Genomic DNA, 19,932 nt, shown 5'->3' with positions numbered 1-19,932 from the left:
CCTAATACCACGCCTCAGGTATCTCACGCTTGCGCCGGGCAATATAGTCCTTGAGCGCTTCATCTTTGTCGGCGTCGATGCTGGGCGGCTGGTAAGCCTCTAACATGTCGGTCCAGCGTTCATAGGCCCGGGCGCGCATATCCTTCGATCCGCCCTCTTCCCAGCTTTCTACATTCTCTGAATCACTCAAAGCAGGCTCATAAAAGGCGGTCTGATAGTTGCGCATCGTATGTGCGCAGCCCAGGAAATGCCCGGCCGGTTCCACGTCGCCGTAGGCATCGCGCGCCATCGCCTCATCAGACGTATCCAGCCCGCCCAGCAGTTTCTGGTAGCTGCCCAACCGGTCGGCATCCATCACCAGTTTTTCAAACCCAGTGCACAGCCCCCCTTCCAGCCATCCGGCGGAATGCAGCACGAAATTTGCCCCGGCCAGCGCGGTCGATTGCATCGAATCCGCACTTTCGTAAGCCGCTTGCGCATCCTCGATCTTCGAGGCGGTCAGCGAGCCACCACAGCGCAGGGGTAGGCCGACGCGCCGGGCCATCTGACCAATGGCATAGTTGGACATGACAGGCTCGGGCATTCCAAAAGTTGGCGCGCCACTTTTCAAGCTCATGGAACTCAGAAAATTGCCCAGAATAAACGGCGCGCCGGGCCGGACAAGTTGGGCAAAGGCACAGCACATCATGGCTTCGGCCATCGCTTGGGTCACGCTGGCGGCGGTTGAAACCGGCCCCATCGCGCCCGACAGGATGAAGGGCACCACGACAATCCCCTGACCGCGCCCGCAATAGACCTGGATCGCTTCGCTGACAACCTTATCGACCAGCAAAGGCGAGTTGGTGTTCACGTTCCCCATGATCAGGCAATGCTGATCCATGACGTCGGGCCCATGCAGGATCTCGGCCATATCGACGCTATCCTGCGCGCGGCTTTTCTCGGTAATCGCGCCCAGATGCGGTTTGTCCGAGGCGGTCATGTGGGTATAGACCATATCAAGGTGACGGTGGCTGACCGGCACATCACACGGCTCGCAAATGACCAAACCAGTGTGATGCAAGTTGGGGTGCATATAGGCCAGCTTCACCAGCTTCTGGAAACTCTCCATATCGCCATAGCGCCGCCCGCCCTGCAGATCGCGCACGAAAGGCGCGCCATAGATTGGGGCGAAGACCTGATTGGTGCCCCCAATGGTGACATTGCGCTCGGGGTTGCGGGCAATCTGTTGGAATTCGCTTGGGGCCTTGGCGCAAAGCTCGCGAATCCACGCAGCGTCAGCGCGCACGCGAGCGCCATCAACATTTGCACCTGCTTCCTTCCAGATGCGATGCGCCTCGGGATCGTCGCGAAATTCGATTCCGATCTCTTGCAGCAGCCAATCAACTTGCGCCTCAAGCTTGAGGATCGTCTCTTCATCAATCACCTCGAAAAAGGGAAGGCCCCGCCGAACATACGGCGATGCAATCACAGCGCCTGCATCGTTTGCGCTGTCTCGCCGCTGTCTTGCACGTCTGGCCATAGGTGACTCTCCCCTTTTCTCAATCAATCTACCTTAGGGCACCAACGACGTGATCCTTGTAAATTCTGTGGCTTTGGATAATTTCAGCTTATGCAAGAACTGTGGAAACTTGTCTCATCCCCGCGTCACTTGCTGGTGTTTGAGGCGGCGGCCCGCACCGGCTCGTTCACGCGTGCGGCGCAGGAGTTGAACGTGCAGCAGCCTGCTGTCTCGGCCTCGATCAAACAGTTGGAAACCTCGCTGGGCACCCTGCTTTTTCAGCGGGCGCATCGCTCGGTCACGCTGACCCAGGCGGGGGAGCGGCTTTACACAGATGTGGCTGCTGCCTTCGGACGCATCCACCAAACGGCCGCCATGCTCAGCCAACGCAGCGCGCAGGATCATGTGACCCTCTCGGCCTCGACGGCTTTTGCGCATTACTGGATGGTCCCGCGCCTGGCCGAATTTCACGCCGCACACCCCGGTATTGATCTGCGCCTGCAAACCTCCGAGCGGGAACCCGATATCGGTGCCGAGGGGATTTCACTGGCGATCCGCCGGGGGCATGGAACGTGGCATGGCTGTGAAAGCCACCTGATCGCACCCGAGGTGATCACACCCATTGCATCCCCGCGCGTGATGGCCGCAGCAATCAATCTGGCGACAGTGGCTAACCTGCTGAACCAGTCTCTAATTCACCTTGAAGAGCCCGTTCGTGAACGCCCGACATGGGCCGATTTCTTCGGGCATTGGAACGTCCCCTATTCCGAGCCACGTACCGGCCTGCGGTTAAACGACTATGCCCTGGTCTTGCAGGCCGCTATCGCCGGCGAAGGATTTGCCTTTGGATGGCAGCACGTAACCGAGGGGTTGATTGCCCAAGGATTGCTAACATCCCGGCCGGAATGGGCCTGGGACACAGGCGCGGGGTTCTACCTTGTCTGGTCCGCCACAGCACCTCTAAGCCCGCAAGCCGAGAAGGTACGGGACTGGCTGGTGTCCCTATAGGAGAGAACGTTGACAACACACGAAAACGATGAAATCGTCGGACCCTTTTCTTAGAAGATTTATAAAAATGGCACGCAGAAAACAGTTCAACGGCATCGTTAACGACCTAACCTCAAAAATCCACAGTCGGAATTTCGATATCGACGGGTACTGGGGAGTCGCTTTTCTGTGCGTCACTGCCAAGTCTCATAGAACTCCGAGTGTTCGCATCCTCTGCAACGAAGATACAGACACAACAACACCATTTGCGTTGCCGCTGAAGAAAAATCTCCTGAAGTTTGTCCATCGGCAAATGCGTGCAAACAAAATGCCAATAGCTTGGTTGAAACAGATCGAGGTCCTCTTTGAATTCAATGCGGCCTTCGACCCAAAGCTAAATCATCCGTTTGATACTCTAGCGCCACCATTTCGAGCGACGGTAGTGCTCACGTCAGACCTTGACCGAACCTTTACAAAAACGACAGCAGGGTACTGCTGGGAACGGTTGTATTTTTCCTGCCGGAGGCAAAAATCTTGTCGCGATAAATGGTTCTGACCTGTGCAGCAACTGATGCCGCACTACGCGGCAATCCGGGGCCGCCCGCTGGCCTCGACGGTGATCTCGGCCTCCAAGAATACTTCACGCGCTTCGGCTTCGGCTTTGCGGATATCGCGCGCCGCGCTCATATGGATGTCTTCGGCCCCAGCCAGTTCGGCCTGTTGCCGGGCATCGGCCTCAAGCGTGGTCTGCAAGGCGCTCATCGCCTCTTCGGCGTCGGTGAAATCCTCGGGGCCACTGTCCAGATGCACGCGGTAGCGCCCTTCAGAGGGGGCCGTCACCGTGCCGCTGCGCCGGATCGTAACACGCCCCACGACAGCACCGATGGCATTGGCGACCCCGGCATGGGTGGGCAAGTCCATGCGGCATCCCAGCCGATCACCCACGGCCGGATAATAGGTGGCCGCCGACGCACCCAACCCGATCACCGGGACGTTCAGACCGGTTTCCAACCGGACCAGCCCTGTGTGCCCATCAAGGCCACGCTGCATCAGAACATGACGCGCCAAATCGGCGGGGGGCAGGCCCAAATCTGTCTCTTCCTCGGCAAAAGCAATCTCTAATAAGGCCAAAGAGGTTTGATGGGTCAGTTGATCTATGATCATCTGCGCCATCTCATTTGCCCCCTCCGCAACCCGGTTGCCCGCCCCGGTCCGCTTGCGTGCCAGCAGAGTCAGCGCCTTTTCCGCCGCCCCGCCATCCCAGGCGTCCAACCGCCCCAGAATGTGGCTGGCATCCGATGGCGTTGCGCCCGAGACCTGTATCAACCCGCGCATCACCAAGCGTTTCGACGCCGCAACTTCCATCCGGGTCTTCAACACTCTGGAAACAGGGTGTACCTCGGCCCCGATCCGTTCCAACAGCGCGGCGTCTTTGTCCTGCAGGCCGCCTGCATCAATGCCCGGAACGGCACGCACAAACCTTGCATCATATTCGCCAGGTGTGTCGCTGCGCAGTTGCTCGTCGAGTACCTTATGCACCAACTCAGGAGCATCCCGCGCGATCAGGCTGACCGGCACCACCCGGCGCGGGCCGAGGGTGACACCACCAATCAAACCCTCGTCGATCACATGCACTTCGCTGTCGCCGCCCAGGCCGGTGGTGCGCATCGCCACGGCCTCGACCATCGTACGCCAGGGACCAACGCGCGCGCCGCCCGGATCGATCGCTGGTTTGCCACCCCGCAACACCGCAACATCGGTGGTTGTCCCGCCAATATCCGACACCAAGGCATGATCGGCCCCAGTCATCCAGCGCGCGCCGACAATGCTGGCCGCGGGGCCGCTGAGGATCGTCTCAATCGGGCGTTCGCGCGCCTGATCCGCGCTGATCAACGCACCATCCCCACGCACGACCATGAGGGGGGCATGGACGCCGAGATCGCCCAACTTGCCCTCAGCCTTATCGATCAACCGCGCAATCATCCCAATCAGGCGGGCATTGAGAAGCGCTGTCAGCGCCCGTTTCGGCCCGTTAAGCTTGGCCGAAAGATGATGCGAACAGGACACGGGCCGCCCGGTCGCCTCACGGATCATCTCCATCGCGGCCAGCTCATGGGCCGGATTGCGCGTCGCAAACTGACTGGCTACGGCGTATGCAGAAATACCTAAATCAGTCTCTAACCATGCTGAAAGGGCGTCTTTATCCAGTGGTTTCGCCTCACCACCCGCATGGTTGTGTCCGCCCTCAATCACCAGCGCAGGATCACCCCCCAACGCCTCGCGCAAGCCATGCCCATCCAAGTCCTTTTCGCGAAATCCGATGTAAACCAGACCCACACGCCCGCCTTGCCCTTCGACCAGCGCATTGGTGGCTAGGGTGGTAGACAGAGAGGCCATACCGATGTCATTCACATCCGCGCCGCTGGTTTGCAAAACCGCTTCGACAGCGCCGCCAATCCCGATCGCCAGATCATGCCGGGTGGTCAGTGCCTTGGCGCTTGCGATCACATCGCGCTCATCCCGGATCAGCACCGCATCCGTATAGGTTCCGCCCGTATCCACACCCAAAAGCAAGGCCATACGCATTTCCTTTGTTCAGACTTCACCGGGGTGTAGCGGGTTTTCAGGGCTGGTCCAGCCCGTTTGCGGCATCGCGCAGTCGCTGGACCGCCCAGCGCGCTGCATCGGCAACCGTTTCATCCGGATCATCGCATAAACCCTGCGCCACGGGCCACAGATCGGCCAATTCGGAATTCCCGATTGCGTAAAGCACATTGCGCACGAACCGGTTGCGTCCGATGCGCTTGATCGGACTGCCGGAAAACATCGCGCGGAACGCGGGATCATCCAGTACCGCCAGTTCGGCCAACCTGGGCGCATTCAGATCATCGCGGGCGTGGTATTTTACTTCCCGCGCCTCGGCGGCAAACTTGTTCCAAGGGCACACTGCAAGACAATCATCACATCCATAAATACGATTGCCCATCAGCGCGCGCAGTTCTTCGTCGACAGGTCCGTGATGTTCAATCGTAAGGTAAGAGATACAGCGGCGCGCGTCTAACTGATAGGGCGCGGGAAAGGCATCAGTCGGGCAGATATCCAGACAGGCACGGCAGGACCCACAATGATCGATTTCAGGTGAATCAGTGTCGAATTCCAACGTTGTGAAGATCGACCCGATAAAGAACCAACTGCCCAGATCCCGGCTGACCAGATTGGTGTGCTTGCCCTGCCAGCCCAGCCCCGACGCCTGACCCAAGGGCTTTTCGGACACAGGGGCCGTATCTACGAACACCTTCAGCTCTCCACCCCCCTGATCAATCAACCAACGGGCCACGCGTTTGAGCCGCTTTTTGAGCACATCGTGGTAATCACGGTTGCGCGCATAGACCGAAATGCCTCCACGATCTGGTTGGTTCAGCACCTCAAGGGGGTCACAGTCGGGTGTATAGCTTTCACCCAGCACGATCACTGATTTGGCTTCCGGCCACAAAGCGGATGGATCGCCGCGCCAATGGGTGCGTTCAGCAAGCCAGCCCATCTGACCATGGCGACCCTTCTCGAGAAACTCGGCCAACCGTGCAGGGACCTGTGGCACATCCCAGGGCCGACAGACGCGCGCCATCGAGAACCCTTCCTCAAGGGCGCGCGCAATCAGCCTGTCTTTCAACTGTGACATGCTTCATCTTGCCCAAAATACTCGAGAAAGAAAATTCGCACGAATTTTCTTGGACCCGGTCGAAATCAAAAATCCAGATCGGCGTAATGTGCGGGCGGCGGAAAGCCCGACACCTGATCGCTCAGGATTCCGCGGAAGGCCGGGCGCGATTTGATCTTGGCATACCAATCCTTGACCGTGTCGCTACGGTTCCAATCCACGTCAGAAATATAGTCCAGCGCGCTCAGATGGGCAGCGGCGGCGAAATCGGCCAATGTCATCTTGTCCCCGGCCAGCCAGCGGCGATGATCCAGAAGCCACGCCATGTAATCGAGGTGATACTTGATCGCCCGCGCGCCCGATTTCACATTGCCACTGTCGGGGAATCCTTTGCCCATCACCTTCTTGTTAACACGCTCATAAAGCAGCTTCGAGGTGACTTCGTGATGAAACTTGTCATCAAACCAATTGACCAGGCGCCGCACTTCGTAGCGCGCCTCGGGCGAGGACGGCATCAAAGCAGGCTCGGGGTATTTCTCTTCCAGGTATTCACAGATCGGCCCACTTTCGGCCATGGTCCGACCATCAATCTTCAGCACCGGCACCTTGCCCGCCGGATTGCGACGCAGAAAATCAGGTTGCTCTTCCCAGTATCGCTCTTCCGCCAGTTCACACTCGATCTTCTTTTCGGCGAGGCTCAGACGCACTTTGCGACAAAATGGGGAAAGGGGAACGTGATAAAGCTTGGCCATCTGGACTCTGATCTTGATGCAATATGCGGCTATTCCTCAATGCCCCGATTGGCCGCGATTTTCAATCCTCGAAACAGGCAGCACGCCCGTCACGGCGGATCGTGGCTGCCCCATCCAGTATCTGCGCCGAACGCTTGCGTTGATTTGTGGTAGGTCGCGACGCGCTGCGTCCCTTGGGGTTGGGTAAAACCATGGCCAGCCGCGCCGCCTGTGTTGCGGTCAGATCGGCAGGGGCCACGCCAAAGTAATGATGTGCCGCAGCCTCAACACCAAAGACGCCTTCATCAAACTCGGCGACATTCAGATAGACCTCGATGATCCGCCGCTTGGACCAGAACAGTTCCATCACGGGCGTGATCGCGGCCTCCAATGCCTTTCGCGCCCAGGAGCGTCCGTGCCAGAGATAGACATTCTTCACCACCTGCTGACTGATGGTGGAGGCCCCCCGCCCCGATCCCTCATCCAGGGCGGCGCGGATGGCGACCATATCAAACCCCCAGTGCTGGCAGAAATTGGCATCCTCGGCCGCGACAATCGAACGGGCCACAACCGGGGCCACCTCATCAATCGGAACCCATTGATGATCAATGCCACCCAGACGGCGCTCTTCCTGACCCATGTAGAATGTGCCGCGCGGATTGACCGCGCTGTGCGCAATCACCACGATCAGCAGGACGGCCACACAGATCATTGCCAGGCGAAACGCCCAGCGCCTCAACCAGCCGAACATGCCCAATCGCTTCTTGGGCTTGGGTTTTTTCTTCGCCTTGCTCGCAGGCGGTTCTGTCTTGCGTTTGCGTGCCATTACCGCACAGCTATAGCGCCCGGACGCCCCAAGAAAAACCCATCATTCCCGCAGATATCGTGCAGGCGTCAAAGCTTTAGCTGGCGGCGAAAGGTCTGTTCCAACTCATCCCGCGGTGTCACACCTTGAACGTAAGATACCCGCGTCCCGTCGCCGTCAAACAGAACCAGCGACACATTCGGCAACCCCATCTGGGCCTGAAAGTCGGCCCCGTCAATATTCTGGATATTGGCCACCAGATACGTGACAGCCTCATCATCAAACTGTTTCAGTGCGGCACGGGTTTCACGCTGCAATTCCCGACACAGGCTACACGTGGGGTCATGGATCTGTACGATGGTGGGAACGCCTTGGCCGATCCGAGTCAAATCGCCCTCGGCCATTTTGTTGCGAAAATCGATCGCAAAGGCCCCGCCAACGCCCAGAACTGCGGCCCCGCCAACGCCAACCCATGCAATTCTGGTCATCGCATCACGGCGCGAAACCGGGGGCCTGGCGGTTTGCTTTGCCGCCTTCTTCACTCGCTTGGTCGTCTTGCGCGCCATGGGGACCTGTCCTTCTTGATCAGGTCCAGAATGAAATCCGCGCCCCGCAAAAGCGAGGCACAGTTTTTCACGCGCTGTCACAAAGCCGTCAGGCTGCCAGCAGAACCGCAGCCTTGCCGGGCACAACCGGACGTGCGGACTGTTCAAGAACACCGACAAAAAGGCACAGGTCGGGGAACAGTCTCTGGATTTCACGCAGTGTCTGTTCATCGGCGCGTTCGGCAAACTGCGCCGGGAAATAGCTTTCTGATGGGATGCCCGCGCCCCAGATAATCTGATGTCCGTCAAACAGCAGGTGAAAATACTCGACCTGATCGCCGTCATCGACATAGATCGTGTCGCCGTTGACCAGATGCTTGGCCGCAACCAACACTTCGTCTTCGCCAAAGTAAACTTGAGCGCGCCAGTCATCAATCAGCATGCGGTGTTGCTGCGACACCCAAAGGTCCACCGTATTGCCCAGCGCGCCTTTGCAAATCCGCACCGGCGCGTTGCGGCCCGTTGCGGAAAACAAACCCTGGCTAATGTGCAAAACCGGTCGCGGGCCGTTATCGCGGGTCAGCACCTTATCGCCGGGTTTCAGATCTTCGACCGCGCAAAGGCCGTCAGGTGTGGCAATCATCGTGCCACGCGTAAAGCAGGGCGGCCCAAAACTGCCAACGGGAATCTGTGTGCTGGTGTTCACAAAGGTCGAGCTGACGAAAGTGGCATCTTCCAGAACCGTGCCATCAGTTGGGGTAAACACCGCTGGGCCACCTGCCACGTAAAACGTCACCCCGGTGATGGTCACATTGCCCGTACCAGGAATGTTCACCGTTATCGTGTCGTTGACCCAGACACTGGTGATCGTCAGGCCGTTGAACGTATCGCCATCCGTGGTCGTGATCTGGCCATCATCGTTCTGATCAATGAAATCGAACTTTTGAACCGTCAAGGCGGTGCCGCCCGCTGGCGGGGTGCCAGGGTCGATGACGAAAAACTGGTCTGTATAAGATGTGGGCATCTGTTCGGGCACTCATTTCACTGAATATGCCCAGAGACATGGCCACTGATCGTGGCTCAGATGCGGCGAAAATGGTTCTTTATTGAAACAAAGCTAAAAGAAACGGCGCGATTGTTCACGCGCCGTTACGTCTTTTTTGGTCCCTGGACGAGTCTATTCGGCCGGGATGGCGGTGTCTTCGATCCCAATGGGGTGCTCAAGCTTGTCCAGCATTTCGATCGGGCAAACCTGCACGAAATTGGCCTTCTCGCTGTCCCAGTATTGCAGGATATCCTGCGCCTTGCGGCTACCGGTTTCTGCCGCGTGACGTTCGACCATCTCTTCCAACTGACCCAGCCAGTGGGGTTCGGTCACCGCGCAGGTCACTACCGTTTCGGTGTTGATCAGCTTGGCCGCTGCCCCATCCGGGTCATAGAGATAGGCCATGCCACCGGTCATCCCCGCGGCAAAGTTGGCACCAACAGGCCCGAGGATGACAGCCAATCCGCCAGTCATGTATTCGCAGCCGTTGGAGCCACAGCCCTCTACCACCACCGATGCACCTGAATTCCGCACGGCGAACCGCTCGCCGGCGCGCCCGGCGGCGAACAGATATCCATCTGTTGCGCCATAAAGCACGGTATTGCCGATGATCGTGTTCTCGCTGGCATCCAATGGACTCATCATCGGTGGGCGTACGACAACCGTGCCCCCCGACAAGCCCTTGCCAACATAGTCATTGGCATCGCCCGCCACTTCGATCTTGAGGCCCGGCGCCGCAAACGCCCCAAGGCTTTGACCCGCACTGCCGGTCAGCTTCACGGTCAGGTGGTTGGGTTGAAGCGTATTGCGCATCCCAAAATTGCGCACGATGTGGCTGGACACGCGGGTGCCCACCGTCCGATGCGTGTTTTGGACCGTGTAATGCAGTTGCATCTTCTCGCCATCTTCCAGGAACCGCTGTGCATCGCGAACGATCTCGGCGTCCAGCGTGTCAGGTACGGCATTGCGCGGGCGATTTCGATCATAAACCACGTCTGCGGCACGATCGACAGTGATCAGAAGCGGATTGAGATCAAGATCGTCCAGATGGGCGTTGCCACGCGACACCTGATCCAGCAGGTCGGCGCGGCCAATCACTTCGTCCAAAGACCGCGCACCGATGCTGGCCAGCACTTCGCGCACTTCCTGGGCATAGAAGGTGATCAGGTTGACGACCTTGTCGGCATTGCCGGTAAACTTGTCACGCAGGCTTTCATCCTGAGTGCAGACACCGACCGGGCAGGTGTTGCTTTGGCACTGGCGCACCATGATACAGCCCATCGCAATCAGGGCAGCGGTGCCGATACCGTATTCCTCGGCCCCCAGCATCGCGGCCATGACGATGTCACGGCCCGTGCGAAGGCCACCATCGGTGCGCAGGGTGATCCGGTCACGCAGCTTGTTCATCGACAGGACCTGATGCGCCTCGGTCAGGCCCATTTCCCACGGCAGGCCAGCATATTTGATCGAGGTCGCTGGGCTGGCCCCGGTGCCACCGTTATGACCCGAAATCAGGATCACATCGGCCTTGGCCTTGGCCACCCCGGCGGCAATCGTCCCGACACCGGATTGGGCCACCAGTTTCACGGTCACCTTCACCTCGGGATTGATCTGTTTGAGGTCATAGATCAGCTGGGCAAGGTCCTCGATCGAATAGATATCGTGATGCGGCGGCGGGCTGATCAGGGTCACGCCCTTGGTCGAATGGCGCAACCGTGCGATCAGGTCGGTGACCTTCATGCCCGGCAGTTGCCCGCCCTCGCCTGGCTTAGCCCCCTGCGCCACCTTGATTTCCAGCTCTTCACAATGGTTCAGGTATTCGGCAGTCACACCAAAGCGGCCCGACGCCACCTGTTTGATCTTGGCCGACGGGTTGTCCCCATTGGGTTCCGGCACGAAATGCGCGGGGTCTTCGCCACCTTCGCCACTGTCACTGCGCGCACCAATCCGGTTCATCGCCACGTTCAGGGTTTTATGCGCCTCAGGGCTGAGCGCGCCCAGCGACATGCCCGGCGTGACAAACCGTTTGCGGATCGCTGTGACGCTTTCCACCTCTTCAAGCGGAATAGCCTCGCCCATGGGTTTGATCGCCAGAAGATCGCGCAGGTGGATCGGTGGGCTTTTCTGCATCGCCGCCGAATAACGTTTCCACAGCTCATAACTGGCGTTGTTGCAGGCCATCTGCATCATATGCATGGTCTGCGCGCCCCAGGCATGGGTCTCGCCGGATTTACGTGCCTTGTAGAACCCGCCAATGGGCATGATGTCCTGCCCGGCCTTGAAGCCACGGGCATGCACGTCTTCCAGCTTGCTCTGGATGCCGCTGATGCCGATGCCGCTGATCCGGCTGGTCAGACCGGGGAAGTACTCGGCACACATGGCGCGGGAAAGGCCAATCGCCTCGAAGTTCAGACCTCCGCGATAAGAGGAGATGACCGAGATGCCCATCTTCGACATGATCTTGAGCAGGCCCTGATCAATCGCGTTGCGATAGCGCGCGACCGCCTCGGTCAGGGTGCCGTCGATCAGGCCGCGATTGACGCGATCCGCGATGCTGTCTTCGGCCAGATAGGCGTTGACCACGGTCGCGCCCGCCCCAACCAGAACGGCGAAGTAATGGGGATCAATACATTCAGCAGACCGCACGTTCAGCGAACAGAAGGTGCGCAGACCCTTGCGGGTCAAATGGCTGTGCACAGCCGAGGTCGCCAGGATCATTGGCATCCCCACGCGCGCCTCGCCCAGATGTTGATCGGTCAGCACCAGATGCCCGGCCCCCGAGCGCACGGCATCCTCGGCCTCGGCCTGGATTCGGTCCAGACCGGCCTGCAGGCTGCCCGTACCGGGCGCGAAGCTGCAATCAATCTCGACCACGTCCGCATTGAACTGTTCGATCAGCGCGTCCCATTGTGCATTGCCGACAAAGGGGCTTTCCAGCACCATGATCTCGGTCTGGGCGCCGCTTTCATCCAGCACGTTCTTGAGGTTCCCGAACCGCGTCTTCAGGCTCATCACCCGATATTCACGAAGTGAGTCAATCGGCGGGTTGGTGACCTGAGAGAAATTCTGGCGGAAGAAATGGCTAAGCGGGCGATAGGTTTTTGACAGAACCGCACTGGGCGTGTCATCGCCCATGCTGGCAATCGCCTCTTTGCCGTCCTCGGCCATGGGCGCAAGGATATTTTCCAACTCTTCGATGGTATAACCCGCGGCGATCTGACGGCGACGCAACTCGGCCCCTTCAAAGATCGGTTGCTCGGTGATGCCCGAGAGTTGCTCTTCCAGATCGTTGATCTTGCCAACCCAATCGCCAAAGGGCAGGGCGCGGGCCAGCTTATCCTTGATCTCGACATCGTGATACAACTTGCCCCGTTTCATATCCACGGCCAGCAATTGCCCAGGCCCAAGCGCGCCTTTTTCCTTCACGCTGGCCTCGTCAATCGGCACCATTCCGGCCTCGGACCCCGCAATCACCAGCCCATCGCCGGTGACAACATAGCGCATCGGGCGCAGGCCGTTGCGGTCAAGACCCGCACAGACCCAACGGCCATCGGTCATGGCGAGGGCGGCGGGGCCATCCCACGGTTCCATCACCGAGTTGCAATAGGAATACATGTCGCGCCACGCCTGTGGCAGTTCCTCGGCCTGTTTGGACCAACTTTCCGGTACCAGCATCGTCTTGGCCATCGGGGCAGAGCGGCCCGCACGCACCAGCACCTCGAACACGGAATCCAAGGCAGCGGAATCCGACATGCCCCCGGCGATGATCGGCTTGATATCCTCGGCCTGATCCCCGAAGGACGCGCTTGCCATGCGGATTTCATGGCTTTTCATCCAGTTGACGTTGCCCTTCAGGGTGTTGATCTCGCCATTATGGGCCAACATGCGGAAAGGTTGCGCCAGCCACCATTGTGGGAAAGTGTTGGTGGAATACCGCTGGTGATAGATCGCGAAGGCGCTTTTGAACCGCTCATCCTGCAGGTCCGGGTAAAACTCGCTGACCTGCTCGGCCAGCATCATACCTTTATAGATGATGCTGCGACAGCTGAGGCTGGCGAGGTAGAGCTCGTTAATCCCGGCGTCGGTGGCAGCTTTTTCGATGCGGCGGCGGATCACGTAGAGCTCGCGTTCAAAATCCTCTTCCTCGATACCCTTGGCGTTGGAGATCAGGATCTGCTCGATCTCAGGGCGGGTCGCGTTGGCCTTTTCACCAAGGCAGGAGATGTCCACCGGAACATGCCGCCAGCCATAGATCGTATGGCCCATGCGCAGCACTTCGGTTTCCACGATTGTGCGGCACGTTTCCTGTGCGCCGAAATCGGTGCGGGGCAGAAACACCTGACCCACGGCCATCAGCTGATCTTCGCGCGGCTCGTGCCCGGTGCGGCGCACCTGATCATAGAAGAAAGGCACGGGGATCTGGATATGAATACCTGCCCCATCGCCTGTCTTGCCATCCGCATCCACAGCGCCGCGGTGCCAGATTGCACGCAGGGCATCAATGCCCGCCTCGACCACTTTGCGGCTGGGTTTGCCATCCAGAGATACGACAAGGCCAACACCGCAAGAAGAATGCTCTTCCTCTTCGGAATACAGCCCGTTTTCGGCCAGCCATTTACGCTTGGCGGCTTCTGTAGCGGCCCAGCTTGCGTCGAATTTGGTCATTGCGATGTCTCCTCATCGGGTTTGGCCGCGAAAGTCTGTGTTGTGGTTACGACCGGCCGGTCTGCTGTATAAAGAAACCGACCATCAAATTTGGCGTATTCGGCTGTATGCGATCCGGGTACTAATCTGAAAAAAGGGATGTGAAAGTTATAGATATTCACGTCCTCAATTTTGCCAAACGTCGTTGGCGAACCATCGACACCAGTGAGTTTCCAGATGCCATTTGCGCGCGCGTATTGCCACAGACTGTGGCATATCTCGAACTCAGCGGAAAAGCGGCCAATCACAGCCGGGTTGATTTCCAAGTCATTCCAAAATGAACCTATATGTTCCCCTTGGATAACTCTGCGCGTTTTGCCGCCCCGATTTTCCCGGATCGTTCTGGTGGGATTTGGGGGGCCTTTGACTATGTCCGGCCCATCCATTTTCAGGATCATCGGCACACCAGAATCAGCCGCACACCAGTCCGTCGGTGCGCCAAGATAGGTGGCATGCAGGGAAACTTGATTGCCCTCTTGGGCAGAAACCGAACTGGCCGAAGTTGACAGCGCAACCATGGTTGTTGCCAAAAGAGGTATGGTCCACGCCCAACAGCTCAGCCTTACTGTGTTTTTCAAGCTCAACGAACTGATGGACAGCGTCATTTCCCCGTCTCCTCATCGTTCGCAAACAGCGCGATGGTTTCTTCTGTTGTCAGTTTACGGTGATCGCCTGCCAGCGCGTAACCGTCGGGGCACATGTCGGCGTAGAATTCGATCTTCATTGTCGCCTTGGCGGCATCCGGGAACAGCCCGGCGGCCAGATGCTTGGCACCATCGTGCAGCGTTCCGTACCAGAGTGTCGATCCGCAGATCTCGCAAAACCCGCGTTCGGCCCAGTCGGAGGATTGGAAGCTTTTAGCGGGGCCGTCGACCACCACGCTGGCCGGATCATTGGCCACCGACATGAACATCGAACTGGTGTGACGGCGGCACATGTCACAATGACAGGCGCGCATGATCGGCTTGTCCAGCTTGGCCCGCACGGTCACGGCGCCACACAGGCACTGGCCCCGGATTTCTTGATTGTTCGACATCAGATCACCTCACTCACAGCCGAACTCTGAGCGGTCGGTAAGAAAACCGGCCTCGCCAGGCCAGATCAGGCTCTGCGGGGTCAGGTCGAAAGCCTCGACGTTGTTGCCCTTGATGCTACGTTGCCAACTCGCTTCGATGACCAGATCAGGGTCGGAGGACACATAGAGGTCCATTTCAAAATCAAGCCCGCCCGCGCCCGGTTCCAACTCGAACGTCCGGTAAATGCGCCCTTTGCGAAATGGGACATCACTGAGCGTGACAATATTGTCCGAAAGCTCGACCCGTCCGTCGAGGTTGTATTTGCGATCTTCAATAACGCCGGTGTTGAACAGGAAATCGCCGTTTTCCTCGACGCTGCCAATTTCCAAAAGTTCTTTGATCTTCATGTTCGCGCCCGTGCCGGGCACGGCGGTCATACGCGCGTCGTTCATCGAGATAAGACGGAATTCCTTTAGCTCCCAATCGGCATTGTAGTCGTGAATGATCTGCAGTTTTCCGTCGGTATAGGAATGCGCTTCTTTGGACGCGCCGCAGTCAAACAAGGTTGTCGCGAAGCAACTGTTTTTCATGACGGTTACAACGGGAGTGCACCCCTCGGGCACAGGGATTTCGTTCGCCGCCAAACCCGGGTTGGCCGCAACCAGCATGGGTAGCAATAAGGCTTTGATACGTCGCATCATCGTCTCCCTTGTCGGTCCGCGTCAGGGCGTTACTCGGCAGCCATCGCAGCTGCGCCGAAACTGTCGAGAACCGCTTCGGCACAGTCGCGGCCGTCGCGAATGGCCCAGACCACCAGAGACGCACCGCGCACGATATCGCCGATGGCATAGACGCCATCCATGTCGGTCCGCCCGGTTGTAAACTCGGCCTTGATCGTGCCCCAGCGGGTCACTTCCAACTCGGGTTGGTCCCATAGCGTCGGCAAATCCTCGGCCTCGAAGCCCAGCGCCTTGATCACCAGATCAGCGGGTTCATCTGTCACGGCCCCTTCGATTTCCTCGGGGCTTTGGCGACCTGTTGCATCGGGCGCACCCAGGCGCATTTGCTGAACTTTTACAGCGGTCACCGGATCGCCGGCGAAGCCTTTGGGGGCGCTGAGCCACTGAAAGACGACTCCTTCTTCCTCGGCATTGTTCACTTCGCGCAGGCTGCCCGGCATGTTCGCGCGGTCACGCCGATAGAGGCATTTCACGGATGTCGCGCCCTGCCGAACGGCGGTGCGCACGCAATCCATCGCGGTGTCGCCTCCCCCAATCACCACGACCCGTTTGCCATCGGCGTTCAATTCGCCGCTGTCGAATTCAGGCACAGTATCACCAAAGCTGAGGCGGTTGCTGGCGGTCAGATAGTCAATCGCACGCACGATGCCCTTGGCACCGGCGCCCGGCCCTTGCAGATCGCGGCTTTTGTAAACGCCGGTGGCGATGATGACGGCATCATGGTTCTGGCGCAGATCAGCGAACGAGATATCCTCGCCGACAGTACAGTTCAGCTTGAACGTCACCCCGCCCTGTTGCAACTGATCATTGCGGCGCATCACCACGTCTTTTTCCAGCTTGAAGCCGGGAATGCCATAGGTCAGCAAGCCACCGGCCCGATCATAGCGGTCATAAACCGCCACCTGCACACCGGCACGGCGCAGCACGTCAGCCGCGGCCAAACCGCCGGGGCCCGCTCCGATGATGCCAACGGATTCCGGGCGCTCGGTCGCGGGGGCGATGGGCTGTACCCAACCTTCTTCCCATGCGGTGTCGGTGATGTATTTCTCAACCGCACCAATCGTAACGGTCCCGTGCCCGGATTGCTCAATGACGCAATTGCCTTCGCACAGGCGATCCTGCGGGCAGATGCGGCCACAGATTTCGGGAAATGTGTTGGTCAGCTGGCTGACCTCATAAGCCTCTTTCAACCGCCCTTCGGCAGTCAGGCGCAACCAGTCCGGGATATTGTTGTGCAACGGGCAATGAGTCTGGCAATAGGGCACGCCGCATTGGCTGCACCGGCTGGCCTGTTCCCTGGCCTTGGCATCCGCGTACTCGGCATAGATCTCGTGAAAATCCTCGCGCCGTGTTTCAGCCTCGCGCTTTTCAGGCATATCGCGGTCAACGGTTACGAATTTCAACATCGGTTGCTTGGCCACGTCAGAACTCCGGGGTCATTAGGCTACCGGCGTTGTGTAATCCAAGCCCGCCGCCGTTAAAAGTAAGTATTACTGACCTATTAGTGATTATTTTCTCCGGATGCACGCATTTATTCGACATCTTCCGAACAAATTAGGTCCGATATGGTCTTAAATCCAACCTTCCTTCTGTTCTGCAATGGTTTATAGCTGCAGAAAAGATCCGAGCAGGGTTGGCCGCATGCCGCTTTTTCATCTGATTCTCATTGCTGCCATTCAGGGCCTGACCGAGTTTTTGCCCGTTTCCTCATCTGGCCACCTGATCTTGCTGCCTCATCTGACCGGTTTGGACGATCAGGGACAGGCAATCGACGTCGCCGTGCATGTGGGCACATTGTTTGCGGTGATCCTTTATTTCTGGTCGGACGTGAAACTTGCGCTTGGCGGGCTGCCCCGTGCGCTGATCGGGCGGATTGACAGCGAAGGGCCGAAACTGGCGTTTTTGCTGATTATTTCATCTATTCCGGTGGTCGCCTTTGGTCTGATCCTGAAACTGACCGGCCTGGATGAGGCGATGCGCTCAATCGCGGTGATCGGATGGACCATGCTGATCTTCGGTATCGTGCTTTATTGGGCGGATCAGGCGGGCGATGAGGATCGCGAGGCCAAGGACTGGTCGCTGCGCGATGCAATGGTGATGGGGGTGTGGCAAGCGATTGCGTTGATCCCGGGCACATCACGTTCCGGCATCACCATCACGGGCGCGCGCTTCATGGGCTATGGCCGCTCGGATGCGGCGCGCCTGTCGATGCTGATGTCTATTCCGGTGATCATCGAAAGCGGCGTGTTGCTGACCGGGCAATCCTATCTGAAGGCTGATGTTGGCGTGATGCGCGACGGGGCGATTGCCGCTGGTTTTGCCTTTGTTTCAGCCCTTCTGGCGCTGACGTTGATGATGCGATTGCTGCGCAGTGTCAGCTTTACGCCTTACGTGATTTATCGCGTGGTTCTGGGGCTGATCCTGTTGGCGATTGCGTATACCTAAAGCCCCTCAGGTAGCGCCGCATGGTCTTCGGGGATTTGCAACGCATAGGTCAGGACGCCCCAATAGCTTTTCCAATCCGGCTTTGTCACTGAAATGGTCACAAGCGGAGTGTTCAAATAAGGTTGCGTGTTCACCCCGGAATAAAGCGCACGATTGGTCCACGTCTCGGCCAGCGCATCCGGAACGGCCCAGAAGTAAAGCGTGTCGCCCAAGGGCAGACGCACAGACAACAGGCGATATCCTTTGCGCGCGACAGCCGTTTCGATGGCCTTGATATGCTCGACAAAGAACACCGCAAACCCGGGCCAATCGGGTTCGGCGCCATTTTCCCAATCCACACCGTCAAAAAAACTGCCCGGATCCAGCATGGCTTCATCGCCATCAGCTTGCGCCAGATCCTGGTCGACCAACACCCATCCCAGCTCGTTGGCGTATTTATCCTCGATGGCGATCAGGTGCCCGGCATTGGTTAGCGCGCTGATAATGCCGCGCAAAGTTCGCTCGGGCGCAGGTGCACCTTCCAGACCATAAAACCCGATCTCTTCCAAAGTGGTTGGAGAAGTTTCTACGAGGGTTTTGATCTTGGCCATGATCACCGGGTCATCACCCGATACATCTCGGGCAAAAGAGATGAACAGATCACGTTGCGCTTCAGGCAAAGAATCAGCCAGCGCGGCGGTGCACCAAAACACCAGCCCCAACAGAAGGGCAAAGCCGCGTGCCAGCATTACTCATGCCGCAGATTGGCAGCTGATTCCTTGATTGCTTCATATTGTCCGGCAGGGCGGAACCGCCACAGGTAATCCGGCAGGATCGCCTCGACCGCGGTGGGATGGATGCCCAGATCGGCAAAGGTTTTGGCGCCCTCTGAGACCACGTTGTCAGAACGCAGACTGGTGACCTGATCGCGCGTGATCTGGGCCGGGATCAACCCAAGTGAGACGGTTTGCACCACCTCCATCACGGCCCCCAACACCTTTGCAATCCCGAATGGAATGTTGATGATCATCCGGCGGCGGCGCACCACGCCCAGCATCTGCTGCATCAATTCGCGGAAGGTGTTCACATCCGGCCCGCCCAGCTCGTAAATGCCGGGTGCGGCTTCGCCTTCGGCTGCCAATTCGGCGGCCTGCGCCACGTCATCCACATAGACCGTCTGAAACCTGGTGTCGGCCCCGACAACCGGCAGGATCGGGCCCATCCGGGTCATGCCGGCAAAGCGGTTGAAAAACCCGTCTTCCGGGCCAAAAATCACCGAGGGGCGCAGGATCACGGCATTTGGCATATGTTCCAGCACCGCTGCCTCGCCCTTGCCCTTGGACTGGGCGTAAAGGCTGTCCGCATTTACATCCGCACCGATAGCCGAGATATGCACCATCCGCGCCACGCCTTCCTCGGCGGCGATGCGGGCAATCCGCGCGGCCCCCTCGTGCTGCACGGCATCGAAACTGTTCTTGCCGCGGCGCTCAAATGTGCCGACGCAATTGATCACCACATCGGCGCCCTGCATCATAAGGCGAACGCTGTCATCGTTGCGGATGTTACACAGCACCGGCTCGACCTGACCGACGACACCGTAGGGTTTGACATGCATCGCCTCATTCGGGCGGCGCACGGCCACGCGAATCCGCCAGCCCCGTTTTGCTAGGCGGCGCGCTATATAACGGCCCACAAATCCTGATCCGCCATAGATGGTGACGAGTTTCGACATGGCTGGTCTCCGGCGCTGTCCGAGTTTCCCCATATTCCTATCGTCCC

General features: G+C 58.6%; 17 protein-coding genes. 3 read left to right on the top strand and 14 right to left on the bottom strand.

Annotated elements, in window-relative coordinates; translation table 11 throughout:
* Window position 1 precedes the first annotated feature (1 nt).
* Window positions 2-1,519 carry a trimethylamine methyltransferase family protein gene (locus V6N02_RS07495; protein ID WP_371224905.1) on the bottom strand — a complete coding sequence of 506 codons (1,518 nt, stop codon included), beginning with the start codon at window positions 1,517-1,519 and terminating at the stop codon, window positions 2-4.
* Window positions 1,520-1,609: 90 nt separating this feature from the next.
* Between V6N02_RS07495 and V6N02_RS07490 the strand changes: the two genes are divergently transcribed.
* Together V6N02_RS07490 and V6N02_RS07485 are read left to right on the top strand one after the other, a co-directional pair.
* Window positions 1,610-2,506: a LysR substrate-binding domain-containing protein gene (locus V6N02_RS07490; RefSeq protein ID WP_371224904.1), complete on the top strand. Its 897-nt coding sequence runs from the start codon at window positions 1,610-1,612 to the stop codon at window positions 2,504-2,506.
* Between the two features lie 67 nt (window positions 2,507-2,573).
* The gene (locus V6N02_RS07485) at window positions 2,574-3,041 is read left to right on the top strand and encodes a hypothetical protein (protein ID WP_371224903.1); all 468 of its coding nucleotides are present in this window, start codon (window positions 2,574-2,576) and stop codon (window positions 3,039-3,041) included.
* 23 nt (window positions 3,042-3,064) lie between these two features.
* Here the strand turns inward: V6N02_RS07485 and V6N02_RS07480 are convergent, their stop codons facing one another.
* The 11 genes from V6N02_RS07480 to V6N02_RS07430 all read right to left on the bottom strand — a co-directional run bounded on the left by V6N02_RS07480 (window position 3,065) and on the right by V6N02_RS07430 (window position 17,150).
* Window positions 3,065-5,065 (bottom strand): hydantoinase/oxoprolinase N-terminal domain-containing protein, encoded by a 2,001-nt coding sequence (locus V6N02_RS07480; RefSeq protein WP_371224902.1) that lies wholly within the window; start codon window positions 5,063-5,065, stop codon window positions 3,065-3,067.
* A 43-nt stretch (window positions 5,066-5,108) separates the two neighbouring features.
* Window positions 5,109-6,164: a tRNA epoxyqueuosine(34) reductase QueG gene (gene queG / locus V6N02_RS07475; RefSeq protein ID WP_371224901.1), complete on the bottom strand. Its 1,056-nt coding sequence runs from the start codon at window positions 6,162-6,164 to the stop codon at window positions 5,109-5,111.
* 65 nt (window positions 6,165-6,229) lie between these two features.
* Window positions 6,230-6,895: an FtsZ-binding protein FzlA gene (gene fzlA / locus V6N02_RS07470; RefSeq protein WP_371224900.1), complete on the bottom strand. Its 666-nt coding sequence runs from the start codon at window positions 6,893-6,895 to the stop codon at window positions 6,230-6,232.
* 61 nt (window positions 6,896-6,956) lie between these two features.
* The gene (mtgA, locus tag V6N02_RS07465) at window positions 6,957-7,625 is read right to left on the bottom strand and encodes a monofunctional biosynthetic peptidoglycan transglycosylase (RefSeq protein ID WP_371225273.1); all 669 of its coding nucleotides are present in this window, start codon (window positions 7,623-7,625) and stop codon (window positions 6,957-6,959) included.
* A 143-nt stretch (window positions 7,626-7,768) separates the two neighbouring features.
* The gene (locus V6N02_RS07460; RefSeq protein WP_371224899.1) at window positions 7,769-8,245 is read right to left on the bottom strand and encodes a thioredoxin domain-containing protein; all 477 of its coding nucleotides are present in this window, start codon (window positions 8,243-8,245) and stop codon (window positions 7,769-7,771) included.
* An 88-nt stretch (window positions 8,246-8,333) separates the two neighbouring features.
* Window positions 8,334-9,248 carry a Hint domain-containing protein gene (locus V6N02_RS07455; RefSeq protein ID WP_371224898.1) on the bottom strand — a complete coding sequence of 305 codons (915 nt, stop codon included), beginning with the start codon at window positions 9,246-9,248 and terminating at the stop codon, window positions 8,334-8,336.
* A 153-nt stretch (window positions 9,249-9,401) separates the two neighbouring features.
* The gene (gene gltB, locus V6N02_RS07450; RefSeq protein WP_371224897.1) at window positions 9,402-13,934 is read right to left on the bottom strand and encodes a glutamate synthase large subunit; all 4,533 of its coding nucleotides are present in this window, start codon (window positions 13,932-13,934) and stop codon (window positions 9,402-9,404) included.
* Complete coding sequence (locus V6N02_RS07445; protein WP_371224896.1) at window positions 13,931-14,578, bottom strand: hypothetical protein; 648 nt, start codon at window positions 14,576-14,578, stop codon at window positions 13,931-13,933. The genes gltB and V6N02_RS07445 overlap by 4 nt, the downstream gene beginning before the upstream one ends.
* On the bottom strand, window positions 14,575-15,009 hold the full coding sequence (locus V6N02_RS07440) for a GFA family protein (protein ID WP_371224895.1): 435 nt from the start codon (window positions 15,007-15,009) through the stop codon (window positions 14,575-14,577). The genes V6N02_RS07445 and V6N02_RS07440 overlap by 4 nt, the downstream gene beginning before the upstream one ends.
* Window positions 15,010-15,018: 9 nt before the next feature.
* On the bottom strand, window positions 15,019-15,687 hold the full coding sequence (locus V6N02_RS07435; RefSeq protein ID WP_371224894.1) for a hypothetical protein: 669 nt from the start codon (window positions 15,685-15,687) through the stop codon (window positions 15,019-15,021).
* A gap of 32 nt (window positions 15,688-15,719) precedes the next feature.
* Complete coding sequence (locus tag V6N02_RS07430) at window positions 15,720-17,150, bottom strand: NAD(P)-dependent oxidoreductase (RefSeq protein WP_371224893.1); 1,431 nt, start codon at window positions 17,148-17,150, stop codon at window positions 15,720-15,722.
* 220 nt (window positions 17,151-17,370) lie between these two features.
* On the opposite strand from V6N02_RS07430, the gene V6N02_RS07425 reads away from it, so the two are divergent.
* Complete coding sequence (locus V6N02_RS07425; RefSeq protein ID WP_371224892.1) at window positions 17,371-18,174, top strand: undecaprenyl-diphosphate phosphatase; 804 nt, start codon at window positions 17,371-17,373, stop codon at window positions 18,172-18,174.
* Here the strand turns inward: V6N02_RS07425 and V6N02_RS07420 are convergent.
* Entirely contained in the window at window positions 18,171-18,902 is a 732-nt protein-coding gene (locus tag V6N02_RS07420) for a hypothetical protein (protein WP_371224891.1), read from the bottom strand. The genes V6N02_RS07425 and V6N02_RS07420 overlap by 4 nt on opposite strands.
* Window positions 18,902-19,885 (bottom strand): complex I NDUFA9 subunit family protein, encoded by a 984-nt coding sequence (locus V6N02_RS07415; RefSeq protein ID WP_371224890.1) that lies wholly within the window; start codon window positions 19,883-19,885, stop codon window positions 18,902-18,904. Before V6N02_RS07415 ends, V6N02_RS07420 begins: the two co-directional genes overlap by 1 nt.
* Window positions 19,886-19,932 lie beyond the last annotated feature (47 nt).

The sequence above is a fragment of the Roseovarius conchicola genome, assembly GCF_041403425.1.
In the GTDB taxonomy this organism is placed as follows: domain Bacteria; phylum Pseudomonadota; class Alphaproteobacteria; order Rhodobacterales; family Rhodobacteraceae; genus Roseovarius; species Roseovarius conchicola.
Note: the sequence above shows the minus strand (reverse complement) of the source record. Positions and strands in the feature narration are given on the sequence as shown.

Coding starts and splice junctions, on each gene's coding strand:
- V6N02_RS07495 (WP_371224905.1), bottom strand. CDS start 1,519: ATGGCCAGACGTGCAAGACAGCGGCGAGACAGCGCAAACGATGCAGGC.
- V6N02_RS07490 (WP_371224904.1), top strand. CDS start 1,610: ATGCAAGAACTGTGGAAACTTGTCTCATCCCCGCGTCACTTGCTGGTG.
- V6N02_RS07485 (WP_371224903.1), top strand. CDS start 2,574: ATGGCACGCAGAAAACAGTTCAACGGCATCGTTAACGACCTAACCTCA.
- V6N02_RS07480 (WP_371224902.1), bottom strand. CDS start 5,065: ATGGCCTTGCTTTTGGGTGTGGATACGGGCGGAACCTATACGGATGCG.
- queG (WP_371224901.1), bottom strand. CDS start 6,164: ATGTCACAGTTGAAAGACAGGCTGATTGCGCGCGCCCTTGAGGAAGGG.
- fzlA (WP_371224900.1), bottom strand. CDS start 6,895: ATGGCCAAGCTTTATCACGTTCCCCTTTCCCCATTTTGTCGCAAAGTG.
- mtgA (WP_371225273.1), bottom strand. CDS start 7,625: ATGTTCGGCTGGTTGAGGCGCTGGGCGTTTCGCCTGGCAATGATCTGT.
- V6N02_RS07460 (WP_371224899.1), bottom strand. CDS start 8,245: ATGGCGCGCAAGACGACCAAGCGAGTGAAGAAGGCGGCAAAGCAAACC.
- V6N02_RS07455 (WP_371224898.1), bottom strand. CDS start 9,248: ATGCCCACATCTTATACAGACCAGTTTTTCGTCATCGACCCTGGCACC.
- gltB (WP_371224897.1), bottom strand. CDS start 13,934: ATGACCAAATTCGACGCAAGCTGGGCCGCTACAGAAGCCGCCAAGCGT.
- V6N02_RS07445 (WP_371224896.1), bottom strand. CDS start 14,578: ATGACGCTGTCCATCAGTTCGTTGAGCTTGAAAAACACAGTAAGGCTG.
- V6N02_RS07440 (WP_371224895.1), bottom strand. CDS start 15,009: ATGTCGAACAATCAAGAAATCCGGGGCCAGTGCCTGTGTGGCGCCGTG.
- V6N02_RS07435 (WP_371224894.1), bottom strand. CDS start 15,687: ATGCGACGTATCAAAGCCTTATTGCTACCCATGCTGGTTGCGGCCAAC.
- V6N02_RS07425 (WP_371224892.1), top strand. CDS start 17,371: ATGCCGCTTTTTCATCTGATTCTCATTGCTGCCATTCAGGGCCTGACC.
- V6N02_RS07420 (WP_371224891.1), bottom strand. CDS start 18,902: ATGCTGGCACGCGGCTTTGCCCTTCTGTTGGGGCTGGTGTTTTGGTGC.
- V6N02_RS07415 (WP_371224890.1), bottom strand. CDS start 19,885: ATGTCGAAACTCGTCACCATCTATGGCGGATCAGGATTTGTGGGCCGT.